This is a genomic window from Streptomyces sp. NEAU-YJ-81 (assembly GCF_017592595.1).
Taxonomy (GTDB): Bacteria; Actinomycetota; Actinomycetes; order Streptomycetales; family Streptomycetaceae; genus Streptomyces; species Streptomyces hygroscopicus_B.
In genome coordinates, this window is sequence record NZ_JAGFNO010000051.1 from 1 (window position 1) to 14,255 (window position 14,255).

The window sequence follows — 14,255 nt, forward strand, 5'->3', positions numbered from 1 at the left end:
AGTTGACGTAGCCGAGCCGGACCGGTTCCGAGCCCGCGATCCTGGCGGCGCGGTTACGCAGATCGTCGGCACGCTCGAGCAGGGCCCGGGTGTGCGGGAGCAGGGCCGCTCCGGCCGGAGTGAGGGCCACCGAACGGCGGTCGCGGTCGAAGAGCCGGACGCCGAGATCCCGTTCCAGCGACTTGATCTGCTGGGACAGGGAAGGGCCGGCGATCAGGAGCCGCTCCGCGGCCCGGCCGAAGTTCAGCTCCTCGGCTACCGCGACGAAATACCGCAACTGGCGCAGCTCCACGCCCGCAATGCTACCTGCGGCCGGGGACCCGGCCGGTCCCGCCCTCGGCGGCCTCGCCCCCCCATGCGTCCACGCCCGCTCAGTGGCCCCGACGCGCGGGCGGGGCGGTCTCGTATCGGGGGCGTCCGTGTGACCGGCTTCCTCCCATCTGATAGGCGCTACCTCCCACCGCAGGTCACAGCGGTGCCGGGGCGGACGGGAGGCCCTCACCTTCCTTGGCATTTTGTCGACCGGTCGTCTACCTTCATGGGCAGCCGGTCACGAACACCGGTCCGGACAACCCCCACTGGAGAAAGTCACCATGAGCACTCCTGACCAGAAGGTCGCCATCATCACCGGCGCGTCCCAGGGCATCGGCGCGGGCCTGGTCGAGGCCTACCGGAAGCTCGGCTACGCCGTCGTCGCGACCTCGCGCGGGATCGCTCCCTCACCGGACCCGCAGGTCCTCACCGTCCAGGGCGACATCGCCGACCCCGCCACCGCCGAGCGGGTGGCCGGCGCCGCGATAGAGCGCTTCGGCCGCATCGACACGCTGGTCAACAACGCCGGAATCTTCGTCGCCAAGCCGTTCACCGAGTACACGCAGCAGGACTACGACACGGTCACCGGCGTCAACCTGAGCGGTTTCTTCCGCATCACCCAGCTCGCGGTCGAGCAGATGCTCCGTCAGGGCGGCGGGCACGTCGTCCAGATCACCACCAGCCTGGTCGACCACGCCAACTCCGCGGTCGCCTCCGTACTGGCCTCCCTGACCAAGGGCGGACTCCAGTCGGCGACCAAGGCCCTGGCCATCGAATACGCGACCCGCGGGGTGCGCAGCAACGCCGTGTCACTCGGCATCATCAAGACACCGATGCACCCGGCGGAGTACCACGACACCCTCGCCGCCCTCCACCCGGTCGGCCGGATGGGAGAGATCAGCGACATCGTCGACGCCGTCACGTACCTGGAGAACGCCCCCTTCGTCACCGGCGAGATCCTCCACGTCGACGGTGGCCAGAGCGCCGGCCACTGACCCCCGCACACACCGCCCGGGCGCCGCACCCGCCGCCCGGGCACACCCTTCTCAATCCGTGACCCTCAGGCGTCGGCTCTCAGGCAGGCGCGCGACGCCTCACCCCCTGTTGGAGCTGACACCATGAGTACTGACCTACTGAACGACCCCCTGCACGAGGTGCTGAGCCGCTGGCAGGCCGCTTTCGACGGCCACCAGACGGACGCGATGGCCGATCTGTTCACGCCCGATGCGCTCTTCCAGGGATTCGGGCCCGAAACAATCTCCGGCCGGGACGCGGTGCGCGGCTACTACGCGGCCGTTCCGGAGTACCGCAGGGCCCATCTGGGGAACGTCCACGGCTACCGGATCGGCGAACACGTGGCCGGTGGCTTCGCGGACGTCACCTTCCGGGATCCGACGGGCTGGGAGGCCCCGGTGCATCTGTCGTTGGTCCTTCAGCGCGAGGGCGGCAGCTGGCGGATCCGTCAGTACCATGTCTCCCGAATCGCCGCTGATCACTGAGGCGGCGGTGCCCGTAAGAGGCTGGGCCTACCAGCAGGGAGGAAGCCGATCCTGGCGTTCTCCCTGGTGGCGGGCACAGTCTGAGGTCATGCAGCAGCACGTCACCGACTCCCGAAGCGCACGTCACTCACCCTGGTCCCATGTCCTTCAGGCCGCCGCCGCGCTGGGGGCGGGCATGGGTGTGGGCCGTTTCGTCTACACCCCGATTCTTCCCCTGATGCACGCTCAGGTCGGGCTGTCCGCCGCGACGGGGGCGAATCTCGCCACCGCCAACTACGTCGGCTATCTGATCGGCGCGCTCGCCGGCACCTTCCTGCCTCGGCTGGTGCGCTCCCCGGCCGTGCTGCGGAGTTGCCTGGTGGTGCTGACGGTGTCCCTGGCCGCGATGCCAGTGACCCACTCCCCCGGTGTATGGCTGCTGCTCCGGCTGTGTGCGGGCGTGGCCAGTGCGCTGATCTTCGTCATCGCCGCCAGCTCCCTGCTCAGCCATCTGCGCGACCACCCGGCCCATTTGCCCGGGTGGGCCTTCGGCGGAGTCGGGGCCGGTATCGCCCTGTCCGGGCTGCTCGTCCTCGTCCTGCGCACCATCGCGGACTGGCAGGCCGCGTGGTGGGCCTCCGCCGGGCTGACCGCACTGTTCGCCCTTCCCGCATGGTTCCTGCGGCCGGAACCCGCGCCCCCGTCGGCGTCCGCCACGCCCGGAGGGGAGCGGCGGGCGACCGGCCCGCGCACCCATCGGTGGTTCACCGCGCTCCTCGCGTCCTACACGCTGGAGGGCATCGGCTACATCATCGCGGGCACCTTCCTGGTGGCCGCGATCGAGCAGAGTTCTCCCGGCTGGATCGGCAGTGGTGCCTGGGTGCTGGTCGGCCTGGCGGCCATCCCGTCCTCCGCGCTGTGGGCGGGGCTGGGCCGGCGCTGGTCCCGTCCGGGCCTCCTGCTGGCCGCCCTGGCCGTCCAGGCCGTCGGCATCGCCCTGCCCGCGCTGATCGGTGGCGTCGCCGCCGCGCTGATCTCCGCGGTGCTCTTCGGCGCCACGTTCATCGGCGTCAGCACGCTCGCGCTCGCGACCGGCGCACACCTGCGCTTCCCCCGCGCGGTCGCCCTGCTGACGGCCGGATACTCGGTGGGCCAGATCCTCGGCCCGCTGGTCGCCACGCCTCTGCTGCACCACGGGTACCACCAGGCCCTGATCCTCGCGGCCGTCGTCGTCCTGGCGTCCGCCGTCGCGGCAGCCCTGCTCCGGATCGGTTTCCCCCACCACATGCCCACGCCCGGCCACCCGGTCGCGCGCTCGGAACCCGCACCGGGCGGGCAGCCCACGGCCATCGATACCGCACGGGCCCAGGCGGACTGACCTCCATGGAAAACCCGCCGTCGTGGGCGTCACGCACCGGCACCACCGGCGCGCCCTCACCTCTCCCGAGTGGTGCGATCTTCCGGCCGCGACAGGCGAGCCGCAGGCGATGCACCTGAAGATCACGACCTGACGGCCATCCCTCGGAGGAGGGATCGGCGGGTGCACAGTGGAAGACATGGGGTTTCGTCGGCGGCCGACGGATCTGATGAGGTCATGGCAACCGGGACACGCCTTGGTGGCGATCCCCGTCGGGCTGATTCTGCTGATCACCTGTGTGGACCTGCTGACCCCGACCCAGGTCCACCTGGGCCCCCTGCTGGTGGTCGCCCCGGCCCTCACCCCGTCGTTCGCCGGTCCCCGGGGCACCGCGCTGATCGGCGCGCTGGCGGTGGCCGCCCAGGTGGTCATCGCGGCGCTGCGCGGTGGCTTCACCGTCAACCACCAGGTGCAGATCACGGCCGTCGCGGTGATCTCGCTGCTCATCGTGGCCTACGCCCAGGAGCAGCGGCGGCGCCACCGTGAGCTGGCCCGGGTGCGGTCGGTGTCCGAGGCCACGCAGCGGGTCGTCCTGCGGCCGCTGCCGCATCGGCTGGGCCCGCTGCGGGTCGCCTCGCTGTACATGGCGGCCGAGGACGAGACGCAGATCGGCGGGGATCTGTACGCGGCGACCCGGGTCAAGGACTCCACCCGGTTGATCATCGGGGATGTCCGGGGCAAGGGGCTGACCTCCATCAGCGACGCGTCGGTGCTGATGGGCGCCTTCCGGGAGGCCGCCCACTTCAGCCCCGGCCTGCTGGAGCTCGCCGATGTCCTGGAGCGCAGCGTCTGCCGGCATCTGGCCGAGCACACCACCATCGCGTACGGCGAGCGCGGCGGTGCCGCCGAGCGGCCCGCTGCGGAGGCGGAGCTCAGTGAGCACTTCATCACCGCCCTGCTGGTCGACATCCCGGACGAGGACACCGTGGCGCACATGACCAACTGCGGGCATCCGCCGCCCCTGCTGCTGCCCGAGCGGGGCGAGGTGACCACCCTTTCCGCGGCCCAGCCCGCCCCGCCGCTGGGCATGTGCGGACTCCCGAACGGCTCGAGTCCCTCCGGCACGCCCGACACCTTCGCCTTCGAGGACGGCGACACGCTGCTGCTCTACACGGACGGGGTGATCGAGGCCCGCGCCCCCGACGGGTCCTTCTATCCGCTGGCCCAACGGGTCGGGCAGTGGAGGTGCTCCGGTCCCGAAGGGCTGCTGCAACCGCGATCTGCTGGACCATGTCGGCGGGCGGCTGGGCGACGACGCCGCCATGGTGGTCATCCAGCGCTCGCCGGCCCTCCACCCGGTCCAGCAGCTCAAGAGGATGGTGCCGGTCAACGGCGCCCACCGTTGATCCGCGGCGTTCCAGCAGATCCGGCAGACCCGGCGGAACGCCGCCCGGCTAAGCAGGTCGGACGAAGTCCACTGCGGTTCGGCAGGTGCCCTGAAGGGGCGCGGGGCTGTGTCGATGTGCGGCTCCGCCGCGTGGGCGATCAATCACGATGGCGCCACAGACGACCGACGGCACGGCGCGGCACATCCAGCGGAGCGCTCAGCGGACCCGGTCGACGCGGCGCTCGTCCCAGACCGGCTCCGCCGTCTCGCGGACGACACCGTCCGAACCGAAGACCAGGAAGCGGTCGAAGGACCGCGCGAACCAGCGGTCATGGGTGACCGCGAGCACCGTCCCGTCATAGGCGCCGAGCCCGTCCTGCAGCGCTTCGGCCGACTCCAGGTCCAGGTTGTCCGTGGGCTCGTCCAGCAGCAGCGCGGTCGTCCCGGCGAGTTCGAGCAGCAGGATCTGGAACCGGGCCTGCTGGCCGCCCGAGAGCCGGTCGAAGGTCTGGTCGCCCTGCCGGTCGAGCTCATAGCGCCGTAGCGCGCTCATCGCGCGGCCCCGGTCCCGGGCGTGCTCGGTCCACAGGATGTCGACCAGCGTGCGCCCGAAGAGCTCCGGATGGGCGTGGGTCTGGGCGAAGTGACCGGGCACGACCCGGGCGCCCAGCTTCCACTCCCCCCGGTGGTCGACGCTCTGGCCCGCCAGGAGCCGCAGGAAGTGGGACTTGCCCGAGCCGTTGGACCCCAGGACGGCCACCCGCTCACCGTAGAAGACCTCCAGGTCGAAGGGGCGCATCAGCCCCTCCAGCTCCAGCGCCCGGCAGGTCAGCGCCCGCAACCCGGTGCGTCCGCCCGCGAGCCGCATGGTGATGTCCTGTTTGCGCGGGGGCTCCGGTGGCGGCCCGGCCTCCTCGAACTTCCGCAGCCGGGTCTTGGCGGCCTGATAGCGGGAGGCCATCTCGTCGCTGCGGGCGGCGTACCGCTGCATGTCCAGCACCAGCCGTTTGAGCTGGGCATGCTTCTCGTCCCAGCGCCGCCGGAGCTCCTCGAAGCGCTCGAACCGCTCCTCGCGGGCGTCGTGGTAGGTGGCGAAACCGGCCCCGTGCACCCACACATCGCTGCCCGCCGGGCTCGGCTCGACGCTGACGATCCGGTCGGCCGCGCGGGCCAGCAGTTCCCGGTCGTGGCTGATGAACAGCACGGTCTTACGGGTCTCGCGCAGCCGCTCCTCCAGCCACTGCTTGCCCGGTACGTCCAGGTAGTTGTCCGGCTCGTCCAGCAGCAGCACATCGTCGGGCCCGCGCAGCAGCGCCTCCAGCACCAGCCGCTTCTGCTCGCCCCCGCTGAGCGTGCGCACCTGGCGCCACTGCGCCCGTTCGTACGGCACTCCGAGCGCCGCCGTGGTGCACATGTCCCATACGGTCTCGGCCTCGTAGCCACGCGCCTCGGCCCAGTCGCTCAGGCTCTGGGCGTAGGCCATCTGGGCGGCCTCGTCGTCCCGCTCCATGATCGCCAGCTCGGCCTCGTCGACCGCGCGAGCGGCCTCGCGGATCCGGGGCTGGGCCACCGACACCAGCAGGTCGCGCACCGTCCGCTCATCGCGTACGGAGCCGATGAACTGCGGCATCACCCCGAGCGAGCCGCTGACCGTGACCGTACCGCCGTGCGGCTCCACCTCGCCGGAGACCAGCCGGAGCAGCGTGGTCTTGCCCGCCCCGTTGGGCCCGACCAGGGCGGCCACCGTGCCCTCCGCGACGCGGAACGACACATCGCCGAGCAGCAGCCGTCCGTCGGGCAGGAAATAGGCGAGGTGCGCGGCCTCCAGATGTCCCATGGTCCGGCATTCTCACGGCCCGGCCGCCCTGTCGGCAAAGCGATTTCCCGAACCGGGCCCGAGGATGCCCGCAGGTGGCTGAACGCGGGGGCCCCGCCATCCGTATGGCAGAGAAACGTCCCCTGATCAGGAGGCACCACCATGACGCAGTCGGCAATCAACGGGCAGGGCACCACCCGCCGCGCCGTCGTCACCGCGGCGGGAGTGGCCGGGCTGGCCGCCACGCTTGCCGCATGCGGCAAGGACGACAGCGGCGATTCGGACAGCGGCAGCGCGGGCAGCGCCCAGGACGCCGGGGGGTCGCAGCCGTCGCAGCCGTCGCAGAGCGCGGAGGGCGGCCAGTCGGCCGGCGGGGACGGTATGGAACTGGCCAAGACCTCCCAGATCCCCGAGGGCGGCGGCATGGTCTTCAAGGACCACAAGGTCGTGGTGACCCAGCCCAAGGCAGGTGAGTTCAAGGCGTTCTCGTCGATCTGTACGCACCAGGGCTGCTCGGTCGGCGATGTGACCGGCGGCACCATCAACTGCCCGTGCCACCAGAGCAAGTTCGACATCACCGACGGCAGCGTGAAGGGCGGACCGGCGCAGAAGCCGCTGCCGGGCGCGCAGATCAAGGTGCAGGGAAGCTCGATCTGGATGGCGTGACGGCCGTCCTCCGCCAGCAGGCGACCACCTCGTCGGCCGTGGTGACGGCGGCCACGAGGGCAAGGGTGTGGCGGACCATCGCCGGGGTGTACGAGGCGGGCACCCCGGCGATCGCGTCCTCGGGCACCACGGCCGTATAGCCGAGGTTGACGGCGTCGAAGACGGCGCCCGGGATCGCCACATTGGCCGACACGCCGGTGATGACCAGCGTGCGGCAGCCCAGATTGCGCAGCAGCGCGTCCACCTCGGTCCCGGCGATCGGCGAGAGGCCGTGCAGCCGCCGTACGACCAGGTCCTCGGCGGCCACCGGAACCGGTTCGGCGATCTCCACCGCCGCGCTTCCGGTGAGCTGCCGGACCGGCAGCCGCTCGACGGCCCGGAACAGGGGTGCGTTGCGGTTCGCGCCGCGTCCGTCGGCGCGCCGCTCGGCCACCGCGTGCAGCACCTGGACGCCCATGTCGTGGGCGGCGGCCACCAGCTGGGCGACACGCCCGAGCGCACCGGACTCCTGGGCCACGGCGGCCAGTTCGGGCAGCGCGCTGTCCGGGCCCACCACACCGCGCTGACATTCGACGGTGAGCAGGGCACAGCCTTCCGGCCGGAGCAGTTCCACCAGGTCTTCGCGGGGGCTCGGGGTCACGGCGCGGAAGAGTAGCGCCCCTTGCGTCATCAAGGAAGAGCCATCATCCTGTGCCGCACATCCAGTTACCGGGAGGTACAGGGTCGGATGACCGTCACCCAGCGGCGGGGACGCCGCATCATGATGGCCCAGGACGAGCTGGACGCCTTCCTCGCCGAACAGCGCACCTGCCGGGTGGCGACCGTGGCCGCGGATGGGCGGCCGCATGTCAGCCCGCTGTGGTTCTGCTGGGACGGCGCCGCGCTGTGGCTGTACTCCCTGACCCGCAGCCGCCGCTGGGCCGAGGTGCGCCGCGATCCACGGATCGCGGTGGTGGTCGACGACGGGCACGACTACGGCGAACTGTGCGGGGTGGAGCTCTCCGGCGAGGCGGTCCTGGTCGGCGAGGCGCCGCGCACCGGCGTGTCGTGCCCGGAACTCGACACGCCGGAGCGGATGTTCGCGGCGAAGTACTTCGGCCTGGACGCCATGCCGCACGACGGGCGCCACGCATGGCTGCGCCTGGACCCCGAGGCGATCCGCTCCTGGGACTTCCGCAAGATGCCGCGGGGCTGACCCGGAGCCCGGGGAGCGGGGCCCGGACCGGGCTCCGGGCCCCGCTCCCGGTCAGTCGATGATCTTCTCGCCCACGGACCGCAGCACCTCGACCGCCGCGCGGATCGAGGGCCGGCGATCGGCGTCCGCGCGCCAGATCGCGTAGATGTGCCGCCGCATCGTGGGCTGGCTGACGGGCACCATCCGCACCCCCTCGGGCACCGGGCCGCGGCCCAGCCGGGGCACCACGGCGATGCCCAGCCCGGCGGCGATCAGCGAGAGCTGGGTGTGGTGCTCATGCGCGGTGTGCCGGATCCTCGGCTCGATGCCCTTGCCGCGCAGGGTCACCATCAGCCAGTCGTAGCAGAACCCGCCCTTGGGCCAGGAGACCCACTCGTCGTCCACGAAGTCCTCCGGCTCGACCGCGCGACGGTCGGCGAGGGGGTGGTCGGCGGGCATCGCCACATCCACCGGGTCGTCCAGCAGGGCGGCCTTCACCAGCCCGCCGGGCATCGGCAGGGGTTTGTTGTACCAGTCGAGGACCACGGCCAGATCGATGTCGCCGCGCACCACCGAGGGCACCGACTCATCGGGCTCCATCTCCTGCAACCGCACGTTCAGCTGCGGATGCTCGGTGCGCAGCCGGCCCAGCGCGTCCGGGAAGAGACCGCGGACGGCGGTCGGGAACGCGCCCAGCAGCAGCTCGCCGACGGCATGGCCACGCTGCGCCTCCAGATCCGCCTGGGCCAGCTCCACCTGGGAGAGGATGCGCGCCGCGTGATCGGAGAGCAGCCGTCCGGCGTCGGTGAGGCGGATCCCCCGCCCGTTCTTGGCGAGCAGCTGCTGACCGGTCTCCCGCTCCAGCTTGGCGAGTTGCTGGGAGACGGCGGAGGTGGTGACATGCAGCCCCTCGGCGGCGCCGCTCACGGAGCCGTGGCGGGCCACGGCGTGCAAGGTCCGTAGGCGATCCAGGTTCAACATATAAGGAATCCTACGCGATACCGCGAACAAAATCTCGCTTGTCCTAAGAGGTTGTAGCCCACATCGTAAAGGCATGACCTCAGCGACCGCCTCGGCGCCCCCTGCCGCCGCCGCCACGGCGGAGACCTCCTCCTCCCCCGCCCGCCGACCGCTCCTCGACTGGCGGATCCGCTTCGGCGTGCTGTCCCTGATCTGGGGTTTCAGCTTTCTCTTCATCAAGGTGGGCAATGAGGCGTTCGCCCCCCTGTACGTCACGCTCGGGCGGATGCTGTTCGGCACCGCCGTACTGCTCGTGACGCTGGTGGTGAAGCGGGAGCGGCTGCCGCGCGGGGCGCGGGTCTGGGGCCATCTGGCGGTGGCCGCGTTCTTCCTCAACGCGCTGCCGTTCTCGCTGTTCGCCTACGCCGAGCTGACGATCCCCTCGACCCTGGCCGGTATCTGCAACGCCGCCTCGCCGCTGTGGGGGATGCTGCTCGCGGTGGTCGTGGTCTCCGACGACCGGCCGAGCCGTCAGCGTGTCGCGGGTCTCGGGCTCGGCTTCATCGGCGTGTTGATCGTGCTGGGCGCCTGGCAGGGCTTCTCCGGCCAGGACCCGCTGGGCACGGTGCTGGCGCTGATCGCCTCGGCCAGCTACGCGGTCGGCTGGCAGTACGTCCGGCGCACGCTGAGCGACACGGGCCACTCCCATCTGTCGATGTCCGGCGGTCAGCTGCTGCTTGGCACCGTGCAACTCGCCCTCGTCGCACCGGTGTTCGCGACGACGCCCACTTCCTTCCCGGTCCTGCCCCTGCTCTCCGTGCTCGCCCTGGGCGCGCTGGGCACCGGGGTGGCGTTCCTGGTCCAGTACGGGCTCGTCGACGAGGTCGGCCCGACGACGGCGATGATGGTCACCTACTTCGTCCCGGTGATCGCCACCACCGCGGGCGTGGCGATCCTCGGGGAACACCTCACCTGGAACACACCGGTGGGCGCGGCCGTCGTCCTCATCGGCGCGGCCCTGACCCAGCGGCGCTCCACCGCCCGATAGCCCATCGACCGCCCGATAGCCGCCCCGCCGCCCGTTGGCCGATCGGCCGCCCGTTGGCCGATCGAGCGCACCGGCCGTCAGATCAGAGTGTCGAGCACCAACCGGCAGGTCGCGGACGCGCCTGCCGGTTGGCGTTGAGCCCGTGCCCCCGTGGTCGGCGTACGGAATCACCGACACTAGTCCAGCCGCCCCGAGACCGTCGCCCCCGCCGCCGCGGCCACCGCGGCGGCCACCGTCTCGATCTCGTCGGCGGCCAGCGGCGAAACCGTCAGCCGGACCCCCGGTGGCGAGGCCACGCGGAAGCGCGCCCCCGGGGCGACGGCCCAGCCCGACGCCAGCAGCCGGGCGACCGCGCCGGTCTCGTCCGGGACCGGCACCCACACATTCATCCCGCTCCGCCCGTGCGCGGCGATCCCCCGCTCCCGCAGCGCCCGCACCAGCGCGGCGCGCCGCGTGTCGTACGACGCGGCCACCGCCGCCGCGTCGACCGCGCCCGCCCGCCACAGCCCACCGACCGCCTCCTGCAGCAGATGGCTGACCCAGCCCGGCCCCAGCCGCTGGCGGCCGCGCACCCGGTCCAGGGTGACGGGGTCTCCGGTGAGCACGGCGAGCCGCAGATCGGGGCCGTACGCCTTGGCGGTGGAGCGGACCAGCGCCCAGTGGTCCGTGCCCCCGGCCAGGGGACGCAGCGGGAGGTCCACGATGCCGTGTCCGTGGTCGTCCTCGATCAGCAGCACGGAAGGGTGGGCGGCGAGCACGGTTCGCAACTCGCGGGCGCGTGTCGCGCTCACCACCGCGCCCGTCGGGTTCTGCGCCCGGTCGGTCACCACCAGCGCCCGCGCCCCCTGGGCCAGCGCCTGCTCCACCCGCTCGGGCAGCGGTCCGTCGTCGTCGACCCCGACCGGGACGGCGCGCAGTCCGAGCGCCGGGATCAGGTCGAGCAGACTGCCCCAGCCGGGGTCCTCGACCGCGACCGCGTCACCGGGACGCAGATGCGCGGCCAGTACTCGCTCGATCGCGTCGAGCGCGCCCGAGGTGACGGCGACCGGCCCGGCCGGCACCCCGTCCGCGTCGAGGGCGGCCCGCGCGAGCGCGGCGACCTCGGGGACGACGTCCGGCGCGCCGTACAGCGTGGGGCGTTCCGCCGCTCGGGCCGCGGCCGCCGCGAGCGGCGCGCCGAGCGGGGGCAGCAGCGCGGGGTCGGGGTTGCCGCTCGACAGGTCGCGCGCGCCGGTGGCGTCGACCCCGATCCACTCGCGGGGCGTGCTGGAGGGGCGGGAGCGCACCCGGCTCCCCCGGCGCCCCGCCGTCTCGATCACGCCTCGTTCGCGCAGCACGCGATAGGCGGCCGCGACTGTATTGGGATTCACGCCCAGCCGCTGCGCCAACTCCCGCAGGGGAGGCAGCAGTTGGCCCGGCGGCAGCTCACCGGCGCCGACCGCGCGCTCCACACTGGCCGCGATCTCGGCTGCGCGTCGGCCGACGATCGGATATTCTCCTAGCACAAACGCCATTTTGCACTAATGCAATGGAGGACGCAAATGCCCGCCCCGGACGCCACCGCCGCGACCAACGCGCCCGACAACGCCTACGCACCGACCGACCGCACCATGCCCACCCGCTCCCGCGAGCGCGCGTCGTACGACCGGGAGGTGGTGCACGCGATCCTCGACGAGGGCTACGTCTGCCATCTGGGCTTCATACGCGATGGCGCCCCCGTCGTCCTGCCGACCCTCTACGGCCGGGTCGGGGAGCGGCTGTACCTTCACGGCTCGACGGGGGCGCGCCCCCTGCGCATGGCGGGCGCGCCGGGCGGCGAGGAGCCGGGGCTGCTGGTGTGTCTCACCGTCACCCATGTCGACGGGCTGGTCCTGGCCCGTGCGGCGTTCCACCACTCCATCAACTACCGCTCGGTGGTGGTGCACGGCATCGCCCGCCCGGTGACCGACCCGGCCGAGCGCACCGCGGCCCTGGACGCCCTGGTGGACCACGTGGTGCCGGGCCGTGCCGCCGACTCCCGGCCCGCAAACGGCAAGGAGCTGGCCGCCACCGCCGTGCTCAGCCTCGACCTCGAAGAGGTCTCCGCGAAGATCCGCACCGGCGGGCCCAACGACGACGCCGAGGATCTGGGGCTCCCCCACTGGAGCGGCGTGGTGCCCGTCGCCCGCGCGTACGGCGCGCCGGACCCCGCCGACGACCTCGCGCCCGACACGCCGGTGCCCGGCTACCTCACCCGGCTCTGATCGGGGGCACCCCGACGCCCTCCGGGTCGTCGCACGCCGGGGACGGGGGGCGGTCACCCTCCCGCCGCGTACTCCCGCTCCCCCTCCACCGGTGCCGAGGCCGCCACCGGCTCGGCCGCGGCGGCCTTCGGGGTGGAGGTCTGGGCGATCAGGGCGCCGGTCAGCACCACCACACCGCCGACGACCTGCGCCACACCCAGGTGCTCATCCAGCAGCACCCACGCCAGAACGGTCGCGATGACCGCCTCCAGACAGGCGAGCACCCCGGCCACCTGCGGTGAGAGCCGACGCACCGACAGCACCCCGGTGAGATACGCGATCACCGTCGCCACCAGCACGATCCAGGCGAGCAGCACCAGGGCGGGAACACGGGCGCCCGCCAGGTCGGCGCCGCCGGTGAGGACCGTCCAGTCCATTCCCCAGGGGCGGCCGACCACGGTCAGCGCCACGGCTCCGATCAGCAGTCCGTAGGCGATGACGCCGAGCGGATCCGCCGGGTCCTGGCCGTCGCTGCCGTGGTCGGAGAGGACGAAGTAGCCCACCTGGCAGAAGGCCGCGCCGAAGGCGAGCAGCAGTCCGAGGGGGTTGAAGCTCAGCCCGGACCAGACCTCCACCACACACGCGAGCCCGCCGACGGCCAGGACGACGCCGATCGCCGCGGCCCGGCTCACCGGCCGGCGCTGGACGAACCGCACCCACCCCAGCACCAGCGCGGGCGCCAGGTATTCGACGAGCAGCGCGACACCCACGGGGATCCGGGAGAGCGCCGCGAAGTAGCACGCCTGCACCCCCGCGACGGCCAGCAGACCGAACCCCACCAGCAGGGCGGGGCGGCGGGTCAGCAGCCGGCGATGGCGCCAGGCCAGGGGCAGCAGGATCAGGGCCGCGCCGGTCACCCGCAACCAGGTGACCTCGAGCGGCGCGAGCCCCGCCTCGATCAGCGGTTTGGCGGCGACGCCCGATCCGCCGAACGTGAGCGCCGACACCAGGGCGAGCCCCAGGCCGACTTTCCTTTGCTGTGAGTGGCCTCCGGATACCTGCACCGGGCCATCATGTCAGCTCACGTCAGTACCGTCACCCCGTTGACTACTGGCAGGTCTCCACGGCCAGGACGGTGACCAGCGGTTCGACGGAGACGCCCGCGCGCCGCAGCACCTCCATGGCACGACACTCCCGGTCACGGACGAACGCGGCGAGGAGATCGAGGCCACCGGCGCGGGCCCCGCCACGGGAGGCGGCGCGGCGGACCGCCGCATCGAGGGCGGCCGCCGCGGCGGGCGACCATCCGGCCATCCCGCTCCCCACCGACGGCGCCGCCCCCGAGACCTCGACGGTGCCGCTCCACCGGAGCCCATAGCCGATAACGCGCTGCACCAGATACCCCAGCAGCCGTATCACCTGGGGCGAGCCGCCGGGAAACACCTCCTGTACCTCCGGGTCGGACTCCAGGAGGCCGTGCAGCAGATGGGCGGTGTCGATCTGCGCGTCACCATCGCGTACGGCGCGCCGGCGAGCCCCCGCGATCACGGCGGCCACCTCTTGGCTGACCCGGTCCTCGCATCCGGCGTCGTCCGGGCCGGCGGAAAGGGTACGACTTCGCACGCTCTCACCCCATCAGTCCCTTGAGGCCGGAGCATCCTCGCCGGGAAGCATGTGCGCATCCCACCATGGTTGTGCGTGGATGACCGGTTCTCATCCTCGGGGAGGAGGGGAAGGGGAGACACGAGAACTGACGACTCGTCAGTATTGAATGTTCCGGACCCCGGGGCTACGTTGCCCGGCACCGTCGCACCACACACCGCAGGAACCCGCCG

Annotated in this window: 14 protein-coding genes and 1 pseudogene; 8 read left to right on the top strand and 7 right to left on the bottom strand. The window is 72.3% G+C overall.

Features of this window, described 5'->3' with window-relative positions:
- Nucleotides 1–301 (bottom strand): LysR family transcriptional regulator (locus J5X86_RS46935; protein ID WP_208522756.1); only part of this gene is annotated, 301 nt, incomplete at its 3' end.
- A 292-nt stretch (nt 302–593) separates the two neighbouring features.
- On the opposite strand from J5X86_RS46935, the gene J5X86_RS46940 reads away from it, so the two are divergent.
- From J5X86_RS46940 to J5X86_RS53135, 4 genes and pseudogenes are all read left to right on the top strand, one after another.
- Entirely contained in the window at nt 594–1,307 is a 714-nt protein-coding gene (locus tag J5X86_RS46940; protein WP_208522734.1) for an SDR family NAD(P)-dependent oxidoreductase, read from the top strand.
- Nucleotides 1,308–1,430: 123 nt separating this feature from the next.
- Nucleotides 1,431–1,811 carry a nuclear transport factor 2 family protein gene (locus J5X86_RS46945; RefSeq protein WP_208522735.1) on the top strand — a complete coding sequence of 127 codons (381 nt, stop codon included), beginning with the start codon at nt 1,431–1,433 and terminating at the stop codon, nt 1,809–1,811.
- 88 nt (nt 1,812–1,899) lie between these two features.
- Nucleotides 1,900–3,168, top strand: a complete 1,269-nt coding sequence (locus tag J5X86_RS46950; protein ID WP_208522736.1) for a YbfB/YjiJ family MFS transporter — start codon at nt 1,900–1,902, stop codon at nt 3,166–3,168.
- Between the two features lie 208 nt (nt 3,169–3,376).
- Nucleotides 3,377–4,553: pseudogene (locus J5X86_RS53135) on the top strand (PP2C family protein-serine/threonine phosphatase).
- 198 nt (nt 4,554–4,751) lie between these two features.
- Here the strand turns inward: J5X86_RS53135 and J5X86_RS46960 are convergent.
- Entirely contained in the window at nt 4,752–6,371 is a 1,620-nt protein-coding gene (locus tag J5X86_RS46960) for an ATP-binding cassette domain-containing protein (protein ID WP_208522737.1), read from the bottom strand.
- Nucleotides 6,372–6,512: 141 nt separating this feature from the next.
- Between J5X86_RS46960 and J5X86_RS46965 the strand changes: the two genes are divergently transcribed.
- Complete coding sequence (locus tag J5X86_RS46965; RefSeq protein ID WP_078645888.1) at nt 6,513–7,016, top strand: Rieske (2Fe-2S) protein; 504 nt, start codon at nt 6,513–6,515, stop codon at nt 7,014–7,016.
- Here J5X86_RS46965 and J5X86_RS46970 read toward each other — a convergent pair.
- Nucleotides 6,982–7,686 (bottom strand): cysteine hydrolase family protein, encoded by a 705-nt coding sequence (locus J5X86_RS46970; RefSeq protein ID WP_208522738.1) that lies wholly within the window; start codon nt 7,684–7,686, stop codon nt 6,982–6,984. The two genes, J5X86_RS46965 and J5X86_RS46970, sit on opposite strands and share 35 nt — an antisense overlap.
- A 57-nt stretch (nt 7,687–7,743) precedes the next feature.
- On the opposite strand from J5X86_RS46970, the gene J5X86_RS46975 reads away from it, so the two are divergent.
- Nucleotides 7,744–8,211: a pyridoxamine 5'-phosphate oxidase family protein gene (locus J5X86_RS46975; RefSeq protein WP_208522739.1), complete on the top strand. Its 468-nt coding sequence runs from the start codon at nt 7,744–7,746 to the stop codon at nt 8,209–8,211.
- Nucleotides 8,212–8,262: 51 nt separating this feature from the next.
- On the opposite strand, the gene J5X86_RS46980 is transcribed toward J5X86_RS46975, so the two are convergent.
- Nucleotides 8,263–9,171 (bottom strand): LysR family transcriptional regulator, encoded by a 909-nt coding sequence (locus J5X86_RS46980; RefSeq protein ID WP_208522740.1) that lies wholly within the window; start codon nt 9,169–9,171, stop codon nt 8,263–8,265.
- A 73-nt stretch (nt 9,172–9,244) separates the two neighbouring features.
- Between J5X86_RS46980 and J5X86_RS46985 the strand changes: the two genes are divergently transcribed.
- On the top strand, nt 9,245–10,198 hold the full coding sequence (locus tag J5X86_RS46985) for a DMT family transporter (RefSeq protein ID WP_208522741.1): 954 nt from the start codon (nt 9,245–9,247) through the stop codon (nt 10,196–10,198).
- Nucleotides 10,199–10,374: 176 nt separating this feature from the next.
- On the opposite strand, the gene J5X86_RS46990 is transcribed toward J5X86_RS46985, so the two are convergent.
- Nucleotides 10,375–11,712, bottom strand: a complete 1,338-nt coding sequence (locus J5X86_RS46990) for an aminotransferase class I/II-fold pyridoxal phosphate-dependent enzyme (protein WP_208522742.1) — start codon at nt 11,710–11,712, stop codon at nt 10,375–10,377.
- A 27-nt stretch (nt 11,713–11,739) separates the two neighbouring features.
- On the opposite strand from J5X86_RS46990, the gene J5X86_RS46995 reads away from it, so the two are divergent.
- The gene (locus tag J5X86_RS46995) at nt 11,740–12,441 is read left to right on the top strand and encodes a pyridoxamine 5'-phosphate oxidase family protein (protein ID WP_208522743.1); all 702 of its coding nucleotides are present in this window, start codon (nt 11,740–11,742) and stop codon (nt 12,439–12,441) included.
- A 53-nt stretch (nt 12,442–12,494) separates the two neighbouring features.
- Here the strand turns inward: J5X86_RS46995 and J5X86_RS47000 are convergent, their stop codons facing one another.
- Both J5X86_RS47000 and J5X86_RS47005 read right to left on the bottom strand, forming a co-directional pair.
- On the bottom strand, nt 12,495–13,484 hold the full coding sequence (locus J5X86_RS47000) for a DMT family transporter (RefSeq protein ID WP_208522744.1): 990 nt from the start codon (nt 13,482–13,484) through the stop codon (nt 12,495–12,497).
- A 43-nt stretch (nt 13,485–13,527) separates the two neighbouring features.
- Complete coding sequence (locus tag J5X86_RS47005) at nt 13,528–14,043, bottom strand: Clp protease N-terminal domain-containing protein (RefSeq protein WP_208522745.1); 516 nt, start codon at nt 14,041–14,043, stop codon at nt 13,528–13,530.
- Between the last annotated feature and the right edge of the window lie 212 nt (nt 14,044–14,255).

Bases quoted from the DNA above. Each gene is read 5' to 3' on its own strand.
- J5X86_RS46940 (WP_208522734.1), top strand. From the start codon at position 594: ATGAGCACTCCTGACCAGAAGGTCGCCATCATCACCGGCGCGTCCCAG.
- J5X86_RS46945 (WP_208522735.1), top strand. From the start codon at position 1,431: ATGAGTACTGACCTACTGAACGACCCCCTGCACGAGGTGCTGAGCCGC.
- J5X86_RS46950 (WP_208522736.1), top strand. From the start codon at position 1,900: ATGCAGCAGCACGTCACCGACTCCCGAAGCGCACGTCACTCACCCTGG.
- J5X86_RS46960 (WP_208522737.1), bottom strand. From the start codon at position 6,371: ATGGGACATCTGGAGGCCGCGCACCTCGCCTATTTCCTGCCCGACGGA.
- J5X86_RS46965 (WP_078645888.1), top strand. From the start codon at position 6,513: ATGACGCAGTCGGCAATCAACGGGCAGGGCACCACCCGCCGCGCCGTC.
- J5X86_RS46970 (WP_208522738.1), bottom strand. From the start codon at position 7,686: ATGACGCAAGGGGCGCTACTCTTCCGCGCCGTGACCCCGAGCCCCCGC.
- J5X86_RS46975 (WP_208522739.1), top strand. From the start codon at position 7,744: ATGACCGTCACCCAGCGGCGGGGACGCCGCATCATGATGGCCCAGGAC.
- J5X86_RS46980 (WP_208522740.1), bottom strand. From the start codon at position 9,171: ATGTTGAACCTGGATCGCCTACGGACCTTGCACGCCGTGGCCCGCCAC.
- J5X86_RS46985 (WP_208522741.1), top strand. From the start codon at position 9,245: ATGACCTCAGCGACCGCCTCGGCGCCCCCTGCCGCCGCCGCCACGGCG.
- J5X86_RS46990 (WP_208522742.1), bottom strand. From the start codon at position 11,712: ATGGCGTTTGTGCTAGGAGAATATCCGATCGTCGGCCGACGCGCAGCC.
- J5X86_RS46995 (WP_208522743.1), top strand. From the start codon at position 11,740: ATGCCCGCCCCGGACGCCACCGCCGCGACCAACGCGCCCGACAACGCC.